This window comes from Bartonella sp. AU18XJBT (assembly GCF_028618595.1).
GTDB lineage: Bacteria > Pseudomonadota > Alphaproteobacteria > Rhizobiales > Rhizobiaceae > Bartonella.
Window position 1 is genome coordinate 1 of record NZ_JAQITE010000034.1, and the last position, 15,896, is coordinate 15,896.

Consider the following 15,896-nt stretch of genomic DNA (forward strand, 5'->3'; position numbering starts at 1 on the left):
CTTGCTATCGGTGTGATTATAGGGGGCGCTTTTGGTAGCTTGGTCAACTCAATTGTCAATGATATTTTTATGCCAATCATTGGGCTGATTACAGGTGGAATTGATTTTTCTAATATGTTTATTCAACTTGCTGGCGAAAAACAAGCAACATTGAGTGCCGCCAAAGCAGCTGGAGCAACCATTAGCTATGGACACTTTATTACTTTACTTATCAACTTTCTCATTATTGCTTGGGTTCTCTTTTTATTCGTTAAAGCTATGAATAAAATCCGTAGAAAAAAAGCTTTTCTCTCAGAAAGGTTCTATGTACATTCAAATAGAGCCCTAAAGCTCTTTATTAAACCTTATAAAGTTCTTTGAAAATAAGATTAATATTGTAATATAATCCTAAAAATAAAATCTGCCCTTTCCTTTTTCATCAAAAGCGGTAAGTAAATTACCGTATATCGCTTACATAAAGGGGAAAACGCAATGCTTAAAGAATTCAAAGAATTTGCCCTAAAAGGTAATATGATTGATCTTGCTATCGGTGTGATTATAGGGGGCGCTTTTGGTAGCTTGGTCAACTCAATTGTCAATGATATTTTTATGCCAATCATTGGGCTGATTACAGGTGGAATTGATTTTTCTAATATGTTTATTCAACTTGCTGGCGAAAAACAAGCAACATTGAGTGCCGCCAAAGCAGCTGGAGCAACCATTAGCTATGGACACTTTATTACTTTACTTATCAACTTTCTCATTATTGCTTGGGTTCTCTTTTTATTCGTTAAAGCTATGAATAAAATCCGTAGAAAAGAAGAAGAAAACCCCAAAAAAACGTCTTCAGAAGAACAACTTTTAATAGAAATTAGAGATCTTTTGGCTAAGAAAAAATAATTTTATGCAAGATTTACATCATGGAACACGAGGAAAAAACATTTCCACAGTTGTTCCATGATTGGTTTTTGAGAATAATAAAAATTGTCCCCCACTTTCTTCCACCATTGCTTTACACATTGGGAGTCCTAAACCTGTTCCTATAAAAGCGCTATCGCCAGATCGTCCATCTTTGCGCTCTACTTGACCATAAGGTTGCAGTGCCTTTATAATCTCTTCTTCGTTCATCCCTATACCATTATCACTCACTGAAATTTTTACACGTTCTTTTCTATAAGAAACGTGAACAATAATCTGTCCACCCAAAGGTGTAAAACGAATAGCATTGGAAAGAAGATTCCATATAATCTGGCGAAACACTTGTTGTGATACAGGAATAAATGGAACATGAGGTGGAGCAACAATACGCATGATAATGCCGTTCTGATTGGCTTGAGTTTCAAGAAAAGCTATCGTCGCACGTAAACAAGATATCACATCAAATGTTTCAGAAATAAGGGAAGAATCAATCTGGTTATTGGAACCAGAATAATTTATCTTCGAGCACTCTAGTAATTGATTAATCAGCAATAATATATGTTTTCCAGAGGAAATAATATCGCGTAAATATCCATGATAACGCTCATTTTCTATCGAACCAAAGCGGCCTTCTCTCATAATTTCTGCAAAACCAATAAGAGCATTCAAAGGTGTTCGTATTTCATGAACAACCCCAACAATTTTATCCTCTTCTGCTTTTTTTTCTCCTGATGGAACTGTTTGTGTCCTATTACGCAACATAACAGCATAATTGCCTTGCTGTGCTAAAAATACAATCGTTATCAAAACGGTTATATTTTTATGATTTTTCGTCATTAAATCAGCTGTTTCTCTGCGATTTAAAACCTGATTTTTCCCTTCCATACGGATTGATTTAAAATATTTTTCAACCAAAAGTCGGCTTTGTAAAGTAAATAATGAAGAGAGTGGCTGTCCTCGTAGTTCATTTATTTCATAACCCATTAATGCTAAAGCTGCTCTACTTGCTGATTCAATAAAGCCCTCTTCATCCAACCATAAAACACCATCTGTTGCTGTATCCAACAATGATAAAACTGCAGCGGGCTCTTTTACGAGAGCTTGTTCTATAGCATTTACCTGCAATGTTTGTGCATATGGTAACTGAATAGCAGCTTCTTCAACTAAATTTTCTTCTTTTACCGATGAATTCAATTCATCACGCAATTGCTCTGCAATTTCATAGAAAGCTGAACGTTCTATCTCCGTAAGACATGGCATTTCCATTTCCAGCTTTTCGTCTCTTTTTTCTTGGACTTTTCGTATTTTTAAAACGCCAAAGCCACGAAACCCCTTAAGCTGCTTTTTAACATCAAAAATTGGCAAAGCCGACAATTCAACATCAAGCCATTGTAAGCAACCATCAACAGGCCATTGAACAATCTCTTTACTCCAAGGCATCGCCGCTTCAATGAAACGACTGAGAACCAGATATCGATCATCATTAAATTTATGAGCAAGCTCATGAAAACTACATCCTAAAATAGAGGAAGAGAGAGGACCAACAACTTCAGCTAGCTCTTTTGAGACTTCACAAAATAAACCATTGTGATCGATTTCCCACGTAAAAGGCCGAGGCAAAAGCTCTGGTGTAAAACGAAAAGCTTCTTGCTGACATTTTAATTCATTTGTATTTAACTTTAACTCATCTGCTTTTAATGGCATAACTAAAACTAAAAAGTGTTGGATTTACTCTCAAATGAATCATGCTAATTTGTTTACAATTATCTATTCTGGTTAAAATAACTTGATATCTCATATCAATTGTCTGTAGCAAAATTTTGACTGTTTCATCAACAAAACAAGAATTAAAAGAAGCTTCCAACTCTTGTTTCTTATTCACGCATTCTTGTAATAAATCTTGTTACAATAATGGTAACATTTCCCTCGCATAAATAGTACTCAAAAAGAATACACTTATTTTACGCATTCATGCGCCTGTTTAAAAAGATATCTCCCAAAATCCCCAAGCTTATTTTACGACGGCATCTGTAAATGGTGTGATGTAAAAGTCCCCATAACAGATAGCAAGGCATTGTACATTACATTTTTATGCTTATAAAAGAGCTGGTTAGGACCATCATTATACTAATTTTAACCCCTAATGTCACCAATAGTTCTTGGCATTTGAAGGCGTTCATAAGCGGCATTTTTATTTCTTTTTTTAACTTTTTTACCCCTACATTATTATGATACGCAAGAAAATAGTTTTAATTGTTTCAACAGAAAGAGATTTGAAATGAGAAAATCTTACGATATTTGAAACTTCTATTCAATATTTATAATGATTAATTATTATTATAAATTAATATATTGTATTATAAAAATAAAAAATTCTACTTCAAATAAAGCCTCTCGTAAGAACATCTTTCTTGTGCCAATAAGATCAAATGATGCCAGATTTAGCATAGTGCTTTAAAGCAACTAATACAACAGAATTTATATATTGAATACTCTTCTTATAATGCTTTCCATAATCCAAAAAAGACCTTTTTTCATCAGAACCGCTATAGAAGAGGAAACAAAAATATACCACTGCATTATTTAACCAAAGAATTTTTCTGTAATCAGAAAAAAGAACAAAAATCATCTGTTCTCATATAAAGATTTGTTTAATTTCTTTACATACCAGATCATCTAGAAATGTTAGAAATATCTTTCCTTTTGGTATCAGCTTGTTTACCTCATCAGTAGTCACAAGATTGGTTTTGCTTTATTACTCTCCATTCAATTGTTTGATATTATTACAGATAATGAATACGTGCTCACATCTGCTTTCAAAAATAAAACAAGCATTCGCTATTTAAATGATAACTGTCAAACATTTTAAAAATCGCATATTTTAATGTGCTTTTTTATTTCCCTGCGTTGAGTAAAATTTCACGTTTTCCCACATGATTAGCGGCTCCAACAATGCCTTTTTCTTCCATCCGTTCAACAAGAGAAGCTGCTTTATTATAGCCGATTGAAAGTCGGCGCTGAATATAAGATGTTGAACATTTTTTATCACGCATAACAATCTTTACAGCTTGATTATAAAGCTCCTCTCCCTCTTCATCAAAATTTTCTTCCTCAGAAACTTCAACCGTTGAATCGGCAGAAGCATCCTCTTTGTTATTGTTATCGTCTTCGTTATCTGTGACGGTTGCTAAATAATCAGGTTTTCCTTGCAGTTTAAGATGTGCAACTATGGATTCAACTTCTTCATCAGAGACAAACGGTCCATGAACGCGTACAATACGTCCCCCACCTGCCATATGAAGCATATCTCCTTGACCTAAAAGCGTTTCAGCACCTTGTTCACCTAGGATCGTACGACTGTCAATTTTTGATGTCACTTGAAAGGAAATGCGGGTAGGAAAGTTCGCTTTAATTGTCCCTGTGATAACATCAACAGAAGGGCGCTGCGTTGCCATAATAAGATGAATACCAGCCGCACGCGCCATTTGTGCTAAGCGCTGAATGGCATTCTCTATTTCTTTCCCTGCCACCATCATGAGATCAGCCATCTCATCAACAATCACAACAATATAAGGAAGCTGCGTAAGATCCATGGCTTCTTCATGATAAAGCATTTCTCCTGTTTCCTTATCAAAACCCGACTGAACAGTACACATGATCGTTTCGCCTTTTTGAGCCGCAAGTGCAACGCGTGCATTAAAACCATCAATATTACGTACCCCTAACTTAGCCATTTTGCGATAACGCTCTTCCATTTCACGAACCGCCCATTTTAAAGCTGTTACCGCTTTTTTAGGATCTGTTACAACAGGTGTTAAAAGATGTGGAATGCCATCATAAACAGAGAGCTCTAGCATTTTAGGATCAACCATGATCAAACGACACTGTTGTGGTGTCATACGATAAAGAATCGACAAAATCATTGTATTAATTGCTACAGACTTGCCTGATCCTGTTGTTCCTGCAACCAATAAATGAGGCATTTTTGCTAATTCTGCAATGACCGGCTCACCACTAATTCCTTTCCCCAAAGCAAGAGCAAGTTTAAATTCACTTTCACGAAAAGAACGTGTTTGAATTAATTCCCTTAAATAAACGGTTTCACGAACCGCATTGGGTAACTCAATCCCAATAACATTCCGTCCAGGAATGACAGCAACGCGTGTAGAAATAGCAGACATAGAACGTGCAATATCATCAGAAAGATTAATAACGCGCGATGACTTTACACCCGCAGCAGGCTCAAATTCATACATTGTAACCACTGGCCCTGGATGTACATGGATAATTTCACCCTTAATGCCAAAATCTTCCAAAACACTTTCCAAAAGCCCAGCACCGCGTTCTAATGTTTCTTGAGGAATCATCGTGCCTTCATGAAAAACAGGTTCCTGTAATAAATTGATCGGAGGAAACTCATAAACATCACTGTCAATAGATTGAATATTTTGCATAAAAGCAGAATCATAATTGCTCAATGGTACGCAGGTAGATTGCAATATTTTCGTTTTACCATTTGCTCGCATAACAGACAAATCTTTTGAATTCGGTGTGACAGCGTTTGTTGTGCAATCGACAATATTATTGTTTTTTTCAGTCTCTATACTAGCCCCAGAATCGCTTAGTACCTCAATATCGTTTAACGCCCTTGTATCACTTAACGTATGAGCGGAATCTTCAACAGAAAGCTTAGAATGACATTCTTTGGTAATATCACTATTCGTATGCATTAAATCAGAAATTTGCTCAACGCCTCGCATCCTTTCCGCTGGAGATTCTGATGTAATTGAATCATAGAGTTGTGGAAAGCGGTATTCGAGAACACGGTAAAGAGCAGTTATTGACTCATCAAAGACAGAAGGAATATCGGATGTAATTTTATTTGTCGTGTCAATCGATGTTTGATCCTCTTTTGAAGTTTGAGTATCCATATGTTCAAATACCAAAGATACGCATTCAAAAAATGCATCATCGGAAAGATGCCAAGCAGGATTCATTTTTTGTAGCACATTTTCTACTTGTAATTTATGCTCTTGTTTATCCTCCTCAAGTGAGATATTTGCTGACGGCATACAAGTAGCTTGTCGTGACAACTGCTTCAAAACTGTTGAATGACAAACCGGCGTTTTATTTTCTATTGATTGAGGATTAATGACTTTTTTTGTCGATGAAACGCTTGGTGTTTTCTTGTTACAACGTACAATATCTGTATCTGTAATTTTTTTTTGATCTTGCTTCGTAAAAATTTTAAACTGTTTTGCAAAGACTGGATCTGTTTCTATACGACGACGCAAAATCTCAACTTCTGGGGTTCGCGTGAAACGGACATTCTTTCCGAGGGTAAATGCCTTTTTCCACACTTCCGGATAAGGAAATATCTCAGTAATCTTAATAGATAAATCTTCTCTTGATGCACCTTTCGTACTATCATCAGAAAAAGAGGGCGTAGAAATAGATTTTGTTTTCGAATTATGCATGGCACCCAACAAATTTATAGCAATGAGAAAAATAACCTTTTCAAAAAGAATTCGTAGAAACTATCATACGAAGGTTAATAACCTTTTGCTGATGGTTACTTTTTAATGAAAAAAATAATGCCATAATGCATATTCATAATCTCCCTTCTGCATATTTACGATATAAATTGTCTATCGCTCTCTTTCTTTTCCATTTCATAAAAGCAATTGGTCTCAATAATACAAATGGGTATATAAGCGTTGCTCTATTGAATACTCCATGCTCAATTATCATGATATAATCTAATTTCTCGCGTTTTTATAAGATTACCCTTGTTATCCTCGTTTAAAACGGCTTAGACTAAGATAATCATAATTAAACAAACACAAATAGAAAAAAGGGAATGAATGATGTTTAATAAACGGAAATTTTATATCAATGGTCTATGGTATGACCCAAGCACTCCTCACGATTTTGATGTCATTAATCCATCAACAGAAGAGGCTTGTGCTGTCATTAGCCTTGGAAGTACAAAAGATGCCGATAAAGCAATTAACGCGGCTAAAGAGGCATTTCAAAAATGGAAAACAACATCACCAAGTGAGCGTCTTGGATTCGTTGAAAAAATTCTAGAGATCTACGAAAAACGTTCCAAAGACATGGCAAAAACAATTTCAATGGAAATGGGAGCACCGATTGATATGGCGCTTAATGCCCAAACTGCAACCGGCAGTTCCCATATTCGCAATTTTATCGAAGCTTATAAAGAATTTTCGTTCCAAGAAACCTTAATAAAGGGAAATGAGCAAGCAATCCTTCACTACGATCCTATTGGCGTTGTAGGATTAATTACGCCATGGAATTGGCCTATGAATCAAGTAACTCTTAAAGTTATCCCTGCTCTCTTGGCTGGCTGTACCATGGTGTTAAAACCCTCTGAAATTGCACCTCTTTCTGCTATGCTTTTTGCTGAATTTTTAGATGAAGCCGCGCTCCCTGCCGGTGTTTTTAATTTAATCAATGGTGATGGTGAAACTGTCGGTTCTTACCTATCAGCACATCCAGATCTAGAAATGATTAGCTTTACTGGTTCAACTAGAGCAGGAAAAGATATTTCTAAAAATGCTAGCGCTACTTTAAAAAGAGTCTGTCTGGAACTTGGGGGAAAAGGAGCGAATATTATCTTTGCTGATGCCGACTCAGATGCTATTCAACGTGGCGTGCGACATTGCTTTTATAATAGTGGACAAAGTTGTAATGCACCGACTCGTATGCTTGTGGAGCAGAGCATCTATGACAAAGCCGTAAAAATAGCTAAAGATATTGCAGAAACAACAAAAGTAGGACCAAACGACCAAGAAGGAAATCATATTGGACCCGTCGTTTCAAAAAAACAATATGATAAAATTCAAAATCTTATCCAATCGGGAATTGATGAAGGTGCAACTCTTGTTGTAGGTGGAATTGGTTTACCAAAAGGAATGGAACGCGGTTATTATGTCCGTCCAACAGTCTTTGCTGATGTAAAACCTCATATGCGTATTTTCAAAGAAGAAATCTTTGGTCCAGTTCTCTCGATTCTTTCTTTTAGTACAGAAGAAGAAGCCGTCGCTTTAGCGAATGACACTGAATATGGTCTTACAAACTATATTCAATCGCAAGATCGCAACAAATGTCGTCGTATTGCGGCACAAGTACGCTCTGGTATGGTAGAAGTTAATGGACATGGGTTCCCCAGTGGAAGCTACTTTGGAGGTGTAAAGTTTTCTGGGCGCGCCCGTGAAGGAGGACATTGGGGAATTAAAGAATTTCTCGATAGTAAAGCAATTTCGTACTGGTAAAATCTTATTAAAAACTTAATAGGAATCGTATGGTAATACAAAAAACAACGGATGAAAGTGCTCTTGGGCAACGTCTTGATCAGTGGCTAGCAAAACAATATCATAATGTGTTATCACGTTCGCGTTTGCAAACCCTCATCCGTGAAGGCTATCTTAAAATTGATGGTCAATTCATAAAGGAACCAAAAACAAAATTAAAACCTAACCAAATAATTGAATTGGCAATGCCTGACCTTCGTGATACAGAACCTAGTGCTGAAGCTATTGCATTGGACATTCTTTTTGAAGATGATCATATCATTGTTATTAACAAACCAGCTGGTCTTGTTGTTCATCCGGGCAATGGCAATTGGACCGGTACGTTGGTTAATGCCCTGATTTACCACTGTGGTAATAGTTTATCTGGTATAGGTGGTGTTAAACGCCCTGGCATTGTCCATCGTCTCGATAAAAATACAAGTGGTGTTATGGTTGTTGCAAAAAATGATTTGGCTCATAAAAGTCTCTGTGCTCAATTTTCTGATCATGGACGTACCTGTGCATTAGACCGACGCTACCATGCCTTGGTCTGGGGAACACCTCACCGCAATGTTTGGACAATTGATGCATCACTTGGACGTTCGCCCCATAACCGAACAAAGCAAGCTGTTATCCATAACCAAAACCCTTATGCTCGTCATGCTATTACACATTTTTCTTTGCTAGAAAAATATGGCTTTCATGCAGATTCAACATCTTTTGCTAGCCTTCTGGAATGTCGCTTGGAAACTGGACGCACCCATCAAATCCGTGTTCATATGGCTCATATTGGGCATCCACTCATAGGCGATACAGTTTATGGAAACGCTTTTAAAACAAAATCAAACACATTTAACCCCATTATTAGAAATGCAATCGATCAATTCAACCGACAGGCACTCCATGCTGCAAGTCTTACTTTTGAACATCCTTCTACCGGTAAAGTTATGTCATTTTCCGCACCACTACCTCAAGATATGGCTAAACTTATTAAGCTTTTTAAAAAAATGAATTGAAACTTTTCTCCTTCTCAAGATTTCAAGAATAAAATATCTTTTTTTGAACAAAATTAAAAAATATGCTACAGTGAATGCACATGGATATTACTATCTAAAACATAGAATTTGCCTTATCAGGGAATTCAGACAAAAGGAGGGTGCTATATGGCCCATATGAATTTGTTATCAGTAATGACAGGTGATGGTGGTTTGAACCGTTACCTGGAAGAGGTGCGTCGTTTTCCGATGCTTGAGCCAAAAGAAGAATATATGCTCGCTCAACGTTACCGTGAGCATAATGATCTAAAAGCTGCGCATAGGCTAGTAACTAGCCATTTGCGTCTCGTAGCTAAAATCGCGATGGGATATCGGGGCTACGGGCTTCCCATTGGGGAAGTCATTTCGGAAGGCAATGTTGGACTCATGCAAGCTGTTAAACGTTTCGAACCAGAACGGGGGTTTCGTCTTGCAACTTATGCAATATGGTGGATTAAAGCGTCAATCCAAGAATATGTATTGCGGTCTTGGAGTTTGGTTAAAATGGGGACAACAGCCAATCAAAAGCGCTTATTTTTCAATCTTCGTAAATTAAAAAGTAAACTTCAAGCACTTGATAGTGGCGATCTCAATGCAGAACAAGTGAAAGAAATTGCAACCCAGTTGAATGTCACAGAAGATGAAGTTGTATCAATGAATCGTAGACTTGGTGGTGACACTTCACTCAACGCACCGATTCGGACAAAAGAAGGTGAAAACAGCGAGTTACAAGATTGGCTGGTGGATGAATCTAACGATCAAGAACAAATTTTAATTGAAAAAAGTGAATTAGAAAATCGCCGTTCCATGCTCATAAATGCTATGGACAATCTCAATGAACGCGAAAAACGTATATTCAAAGCGCGTCGTTTAAAAGATGTACCACTAACCCTAGAAGAACTCTCTGGTGAATTTAATATTAGTCGAGAAAGAGTAAGACAAATTGAAATGCGTGCATTTGAAAAAGTGCAAAACTCTATCAAAGATTCTACTTTATTTCAAAATCAAGTGTAAAACCTTAGAGTTAAGTATAAAGCCAATGGTTTGCACATTCTTTAAATGTGAAAATGAGAAAAAGCATATCTTGGCTTTATACCTGTAAATTAGCTTATCGAATTCTTTGAGTTATCGATATGTGAAGCTTTAATGAATGGATCTGGTATGTAATTGATAAAAACGGCCGTAGAAAATTCTCCACAGCCATTTATTTTTTGCATCTATGTTTCATTCTTTTGACCAAGAACTGTTAACTTATCTTGTCGTGCCAGCCATTGCCCAATAACTTCATTAAAAATAGACTTACCTGTTGGTCCTTTTGCAAAGGTTAATTCACTTATACGCCCGTTTTTATCCGTTAACACCAAACGCATCCAATCTAATTCTCGTATCAATTGTAAATTTCGATCAAGAAATGGATGACTACCACTCAATGCAACAAGAAAAAAATCATCGTTAATCTTTGCAGCAATAGTTCTTGTTAAAGCCTGTCCAATGGATTGTTCACTTGCTTTAAAGGTTAATGCTTGAACATTGCTTATAGCTTTACCTGAAAATTTATCAGAAAGAATAAAAATAAGGTCCATAATATATGCAGCAGGAAATGACTGATCGGTATTACGACGTAAGATTAGCCGTAATGATACCCCTTCATCAGGAATTGTTATATCACCTTGTATAGTTGTTTCTTCCGGATCCCCTTTCACATGAGACTCTTTTATAAGCGTCCAGCGAGCACTTCCCGTCGCTATCTTTTCTGCATCATAATTTGTACGTGCTTGATAAAAAACAGCTTCACCTAATTTTTCAAGCGATTGCAAATTGCTAGCAACAACTGTTGAAAGTACTTCTTCATTCGAAGAATTTATTTCTTGTTTTAAACCAACATCAATTTCACTTCCATCCTCTAATAAACGTTGTGTTAACTTTCTCTTAACCGAAAGTGCCTTTGGTACTTCGTGAGAAACTTGAAGATTTTCTCCTAACACCTGATGATCATTTGATACAAATACACGCTCACCAATAAAAAAAATACCAATAATTAAAACAGAAAAACTAATAACAGAAACAGCACTTATCACAATACGCCTTTGCACCAATGATTTATTAGCACGACGTAAAGCCTGAGAAAAAATATGCGAAACAATATGCGGATTATCTTCTTGCAAAGGAGAAACCTTTAACGCACTGCTATTAACATGCTGAGAAGGCACATCAGCCTCCATATTAACAGGCTCTGCATCTGGTATATCTGATACACCAAGCTCATCAAATACCTTGTTATTCTTCGAACGTGTAACAAAATCCTGCTGTCTTTTGATGTCTACCTCTGAAAATTCATTATTCTTTGGTAATATAGTTTTTTTCGTATATTTTTTATCTTCATTTATATTTGTGGGATTCCACCCAATAACTGAAGAAAGCAATTTCTTTTCAACTGCTAAATATTCTTCTTCAACAGTTACAATAGAGCTTTGAAGAAGCTTTCTTTGTTCATCCACTATTTTTTGTGGTATTTTTGCTGTTACAAATTGATGTTCTAGTGTTTCGGTAGCCCGCTTATAAATCCGCTTACGCACTTGTGGTGTAACATTATTTTGTGCATTAATTGTCTTTTTTAAGATTCCAACGAAATCTACCATTTCCTTTATAATCTCTCTTAAACTGAGAAAAAAATAACAATAAAGCCAAAAAACTTTATTTTAGCCTTCTAAATTGATTGCCATTTAATATCGGTACAACTATCGCAATAATGTAAAATGAATATGAAAAATAAACAATGCTATTTTCCACCTTTCTCTCACGTGTTCCTAAAAACTTTTTTTGTAAAAAGATACAAAAACGAACAAAGAGCATATATAGAAATCTAAAAACAATAATCAATTAACAAAGGGATCCGTAATAAGAATAGTATCTTCACGCTCTGGACTTGTGGATAATAAAGCCACTTTTGTGTTAATCAGTTCTTCAATATAGCGTATATATTTAACAGCCTGCATTGGTAAATCTTCCCACCTCAATGCATGGGCTGTTTTTTCCTTCCAACCTTCTAATGTTGCATAAACAGGCTTCACTCGATCCTGAGCTCCCATGGACGAAGGTAAATAATCAATCCTTTTACCATCAAGCTCATAACCAATACAAACTTTTATTTCATCCAAACCATCTAAAACATCAAGTTTTGTCAATGCTATACCTTGAACACCGCAAATTGTTACCATCTGACGTACTAAGACAGCATCAAACCAACCACATCGACGCTTTCGCCCCGTTACAACACCAAATTCATGCCCACGTACTCCCAGAAATTCACCAATATCATTTATCTGCTCTGTAGGAAAAGGCCCTTCTCCAACACGTGTGGTATACGCTTTTGCAATACCCAAAACATAATGAATTGCACTAGGTCCTACCCCTGAACCTGTAGATGCCTGCCCAGCAACTGTATTTGATGATGTTACGTAAGGATAAGTTCCAAAATCATTATCAAGTAAAGCACCTTGCGCACCTTCAAAAAGAATGTGTTTCCCTCCTCGATAACCTTCATCTAAAAGACGCCATGTACAATCCATAAAGGGCAAAACTTTATCCGCAACTTGCATCAATTCGTCATAAAGCGCTTGAGAATCAATCTCTGCAACCCCCATCCCACGACGCAAAGCATTATGATGCCTCAAAAGCCGCTCAATCTTAGCCATAAGTGTATCTTTTTCTGCTAAATCCATCACTCGGATAGCGCGACGTCCCACCTTATCTTCATAAGCCGGTCCAATACCACGCTTTGTTGTACCAATCTTTAAACCAGATAAACCGCTTTCTCGAATTGCATCAAGATCCCGGTGCAAAGAAAGAATCAAAGGAGCATTTTCAGCAATACGTAAAATTTCTGGTGTAATTTTTACGCCTTGATCACGTAGCTTTTTTAACTCTTCTACAAAATGATGAGGATCAACTACAACACCATTCCCAATAATTGATAACTTCCCACGCACTAAACCAGACGGTAAAAGTGACAATTTATAACTAACTCCATCAACAACCAATGTGTGCCCAGCATTGTGCCCCCCCTGATATCTCACCACGATATCTGCTCGCTCAGACAACCAATCTACAATTTTACCTTTGCCTTCATCACCCCATTGTGTACCGACAACAACTACATTGGCCATAACTTTCTCCGTCGTGTTTGGTCAAAAAAACCAGCATTCAAAAACAAACTCTTCTTTATAACGAAACCTTAGAGCAAGTGCGACTCCTCATTTCAGATTTTCCTCAATCTTCAAGTGATGAAATTTTCAAATTTATGATAATAAAGATGAGCAAATACTAAAATATTTTAAATCTGTCATTTTTGCTACAAAAAGTAAAAAATTAGAGATTTTAATTTGTGCGTATCCAACACCTGACAGAGCATTCATTCTCCCTCTTAATCTTGTACAATTCATGTAATATTTAGAGGCTGTTTGTCTGATACAAGAATACGAAAGATCATCATAATCTCTCGTATCCTTTTTTGTTTAAAACACGTTGTGAAATCACAAGTAATTATTTAAAGCTGTGCTTTTTCAACTTGGAACGCCCATTCAAGCCATTGTGTTAAAATTTCAAGATCGGAAGCCTCAATTGTTATACCCGCCCAAATTCGAAGCCCAGGAGGAGCATCGCGATACGAACCGATATCATAAGCAACCCCTTCCTCATCAAGACGTTTCACAACCGCTTTTATAAAAGATATTCGCTTTTCCGTATCCAAAGCAGTAATCACTGGATCCACAATATCTAAACAAATAGCGGTGTTAGAACGCACTTCAGGATCTTTTGCCAAATATTCTAACCATGGTGTTTTGCGAACAAAAGAATCAAGTACAGAAAAGTTTTTCTCAACCCGCGCTCTTAATGCCGCTGCACCTCCTAGGGATTTTGCCCACTTCAACCCATCAAGAAAATCCTCAACACAAAGCATAGAAGGTGTATTGATTATCTTTCCTTTAAAAATATCTTCGTTCAATTTTCCATTTTTTGTCATATAGAAAAGTTGAGGCATAGGCCAAGCTGGAACATGATTCTCAAGCCTCTCAACAGCACGAGGACTTAAAATCACCATACCATGCGCAGCCTCACCTCCCAACACTTTCTGCCATGAAAAAGTAACAACATCTAATTTTGAAAAATCAAGATATTGCGCAAAAGCTGCAGATGTTGCATCACAAATGGTCAACCCAGCCCGCTTATGGGGAATGAAATCTGCATTAGGAATACGCACACCAGAAGTTGTCCCATTCCATGTAAAAACAACATCACGATCAAAGTCAAGTTGTGTTAAATCTGGTATTTCACCATAAGGAGCTTCAAAACGACGCACATCCGAAAGCTTTAATTGCTCGACAACATCTTTATTCCACCCAAATCCAAAACTTTCCCACGCCGCCATATCAATGCCACGCTCACCTAATAGAGACCATAGAGCTGCCTCAACAGCACCGGTATCTGAACCTGGCATAATTCCTATACGATGATCAGAAGGAACATCAAGAATCTCACGGGTTAAATTAACAACTTCAGCAAGTTTTAATTCTGCTTCTCTAGATCTATGTGAACGCCCAACTAATGCATTTTTAAGAACATCAAGAGTCCAACCAGGCCGTTTGCTACAAGGACCTGAAGAAAAATTAGTATTATTGGGACGACTGCTTGGTTTTTGTAACATTGTCATTATTTCTCCCCTTTTAGATGTTTCTCTTTCTTTATAAAGAAAAACAAATTATTATAAAGACTAATCAACAATCTTTTTAGAAAAAAGTCAAAAATACTTTCTATTATTTCGTATGCTTAAAATTCATAGAAACCTTAGAAAAAAATCTTTCTTAACCATGCTTCTCGATTGATTCTTTTATTTTTTCGTATCACCACCACGATAAGACAGCATTCTAATAACAATACACTAACGTGTCCAATATACCTATCAAATTTATTTTATGATAAAGATTCATTGATAACTCTCTAGAAGGGAGATAAACTTATTAAAAAATCAATTATTTTTCTTTTGATGACTGGACAGAGAAAATTTTAATGTTATAACCGCAAACGCTTTATATTTTTTTGAAGCATGCCCAGATAGCTCAGTTGGTAGAGCAGCGGACTGAAAATCCGCGTGTCCGTGGTTCGAATCCGCGTCTGGGCACCATTTTATTTCTTAAACATATTGAAATATATAGATTTTTTCTTTAAATAGCTGTTTTCAGACCACCTTTTAGACCACCCTTTACGGTTTATATAATTTTACCTAATTTGTTCTTATTTGCTCCTTATTTTTCTTTGGAGTGAAGGCTAAGATTTCTTTTTTTCTCCACCTCACTGCTCTACCCAGCTTATATGGCTCCGGAAATAATCCCTGAAGCACCCAATTGCGAATCGTTGTTGTGGATACACTAAAAAGCTGTGCACACTCACGTGTCGTTACATATCTATCTCCATCATCAAATATCATCTCATTACCTTTTTCTTTTTTATATTAATTAAATGGGCGGGGGTGCTGGGAGGAGAGAGCACCCCCATAGGTTTAAGCGGCTTTTGCCAAAATCTTTTCCATCTCTTGTTCTATTTCCCCTAAAAAGATTTCGACCGCTTTATTAATCTCTTCAATGTATTGCTC

11 protein-coding genes, 1 tRNA gene and 1 pseudogene are annotated in these 15,896 nt (G+C 36.7%); 6 read left to right on the forward strand and 7 right to left on the reverse strand.

Annotated features, from left to right (window positions below):
• A partial coding sequence (gene mscL / locus PVV60_RS08115; protein ID WP_342752792.1) for a large conductance mechanosensitive channel protein MscL occupies window positions 1–360 on the forward strand: 360 nt, incomplete at its 5' end.
• Between the two features lie 111 nt (window positions 361–471).
• Window positions 472–879 carry a large conductance mechanosensitive channel protein MscL gene (gene mscL / locus PVV60_RS08120; RefSeq protein WP_273724185.1) on the forward strand — a complete coding sequence of 136 codons (408 nt, stop codon included), beginning with the start codon at window positions 472–474 and terminating at the stop codon, window positions 877–879.
• 18 nt (window positions 880–897) lie between these two features.
• Here the strand turns inward: mscL (PVV60_RS08120) and PVV60_RS08125 are convergent, their stop codons facing one another.
• Both PVV60_RS08125 and PVV60_RS08130 read right to left on the reverse strand, forming a co-directional pair.
• Complete coding sequence (locus PVV60_RS08125) at window positions 898–2,601, reverse strand: HAMP domain-containing sensor histidine kinase (protein ID WP_273724186.1); 1,704 nt, start codon at window positions 2,599–2,601, stop codon at window positions 898–900.
• Window positions 2,602–3,791: 1,190 nt separating this feature from the next.
• Window positions 3,792–6,374: a DNA translocase FtsK gene (locus PVV60_RS08130; protein ID WP_273724187.1), complete on the reverse strand. Its 2,583-nt coding sequence runs from the start codon at window positions 6,372–6,374 to the stop codon at window positions 3,792–3,794.
• A 390-nt stretch (window positions 6,375–6,764) separates the two neighbouring features.
• Here PVV60_RS08130 and PVV60_RS08135 point away from each other — a divergent pair, with 390 nt between their 5' ends.
• The 3 genes from PVV60_RS08135 (at window position 6,765) to rpoH (ending at window position 10,261) form a co-directional block, all read left to right on the forward strand.
• Window positions 6,765–8,195, forward strand: a complete 1,431-nt coding sequence (locus tag PVV60_RS08135) for an aldehyde dehydrogenase family protein (protein ID WP_273724197.1) — start codon at window positions 6,765–6,767, stop codon at window positions 8,193–8,195.
• 29 nt (window positions 8,196–8,224) lie between these two features.
• The gene (locus PVV60_RS08140) at window positions 8,225–9,229 is read left to right on the forward strand and encodes an RluA family pseudouridine synthase (RefSeq protein ID WP_273724189.1); all 1,005 of its coding nucleotides are present in this window, start codon (window positions 8,225–8,227) and stop codon (window positions 9,227–9,229) included.
• Window positions 9,230–9,376: 147 nt separating this feature from the next.
• A complete protein-coding gene (gene rpoH / locus PVV60_RS08145; RefSeq protein ID WP_273724190.1) occupies window positions 9,377–10,261 on the forward strand; it encodes an RNA polymerase sigma factor RpoH in 885 nt (294 codons plus the stop codon).
• A gap of 203 nt (window positions 10,262–10,464) precedes the next feature.
• Here the strand turns inward: rpoH and PVV60_RS08150 are convergent, their stop codons facing one another.
• From PVV60_RS08150 to PVV60_RS08160, 3 genes are all read right to left on the reverse strand, one after another.
• Window positions 10,465–11,886, reverse strand: coding sequence for a hypothetical protein (locus PVV60_RS08150; RefSeq protein ID WP_273724191.1), 1,422 nt, complete (start codon window positions 11,884–11,886; stop codon window positions 10,465–10,467).
• Between the two features lie 237 nt (window positions 11,887–12,123).
• A complete protein-coding gene (locus PVV60_RS08155; RefSeq protein WP_273724193.1) occupies window positions 12,124–13,413 on the reverse strand; it encodes an adenylosuccinate synthase in 1,290 nt (429 codons plus the stop codon).
• Window positions 13,414–13,793: 380 nt separating this feature from the next.
• Complete coding sequence (locus PVV60_RS08160) at window positions 13,794–14,957, reverse strand: phosphoserine transaminase (RefSeq protein ID WP_273724194.1); 1,164 nt, start codon at window positions 14,955–14,957, stop codon at window positions 13,794–13,796.
• A 395-nt stretch (window positions 14,958–15,352) separates the two neighbouring features.
• Here PVV60_RS08160 and PVV60_RS08165 point away from each other — a divergent pair.
• Window positions 15,353–15,428 (forward strand) — tRNA-Phe (locus PVV60_RS08165).
• 99 nt (window positions 15,429–15,527) lie between these two features.
• On the opposite strand, the gene PVV60_RS08170 is transcribed toward PVV60_RS08165, so the two are convergent.
• A complete protein-coding gene (locus PVV60_RS08170; protein ID WP_005865986.1) occupies window positions 15,528–15,731 on the reverse strand; it encodes an AlpA family transcriptional regulator in 204 nt (67 codons plus the stop codon).
• A 72-nt stretch (window positions 15,732–15,803) separates the two neighbouring features.
• Window positions 15,804–15,896: pseudogene (locus PVV60_RS08175) on the reverse strand (exonuclease); the annotation flags it as partial.

What these genes read in the sequence shown, in the direction of transcription:
- mscL (WP_273724185.1), top strand. Translation starts at nt 472, where the DNA reads ATGCTTAAAGAATTCAAAGAATTTGCCCTAAAAGGTAATATGATTGAT.
- PVV60_RS08125 (WP_273724186.1), bottom strand. Translation starts at nt 2,601, where the DNA reads ATGCCATTAAAAGCAGATGAGTTAAAGTTAAATACAAATGAATTAAAA.
- PVV60_RS08130 (WP_273724187.1), bottom strand. Translation starts at nt 6,374, where the DNA reads ATGCATAATTCGAAAACAAAATCTATTTCTACGCCCTCTTTTTCTGAT.
- PVV60_RS08135 (WP_273724197.1), top strand. Translation starts at nt 6,765, where the DNA reads ATGTTTAATAAACGGAAATTTTATATCAATGGTCTATGGTATGACCCA.
- PVV60_RS08140 (WP_273724189.1), top strand. Translation starts at nt 8,225, where the DNA reads ATGGTAATACAAAAAACAACGGATGAAAGTGCTCTTGGGCAACGTCTT.
- rpoH (WP_273724190.1), top strand. Translation starts at nt 9,377, where the DNA reads ATGGCCCATATGAATTTGTTATCAGTAATGACAGGTGATGGTGGTTTG.
- PVV60_RS08150 (WP_273724191.1), bottom strand. Translation starts at nt 11,886, where the DNA reads ATGGTAGATTTCGTTGGAATCTTAAAAAAGACAATTAATGCACAAAAT.
- PVV60_RS08155 (WP_273724193.1), bottom strand. Translation starts at nt 13,413, where the DNA reads ATGGCCAATGTAGTTGTTGTCGGTACACAATGGGGTGATGAAGGCAAA.
- PVV60_RS08160 (WP_273724194.1), bottom strand. Translation starts at nt 14,957, where the DNA reads ATGACAATGTTACAAAAACCAAGCAGTCGTCCCAATAATACTAATTTT.
- PVV60_RS08170 (WP_005865986.1), bottom strand. Translation starts at nt 15,731, where the DNA reads ATGATATTTGATGATGGAGATAGATATGTAACGACACGTGAGTGTGCA.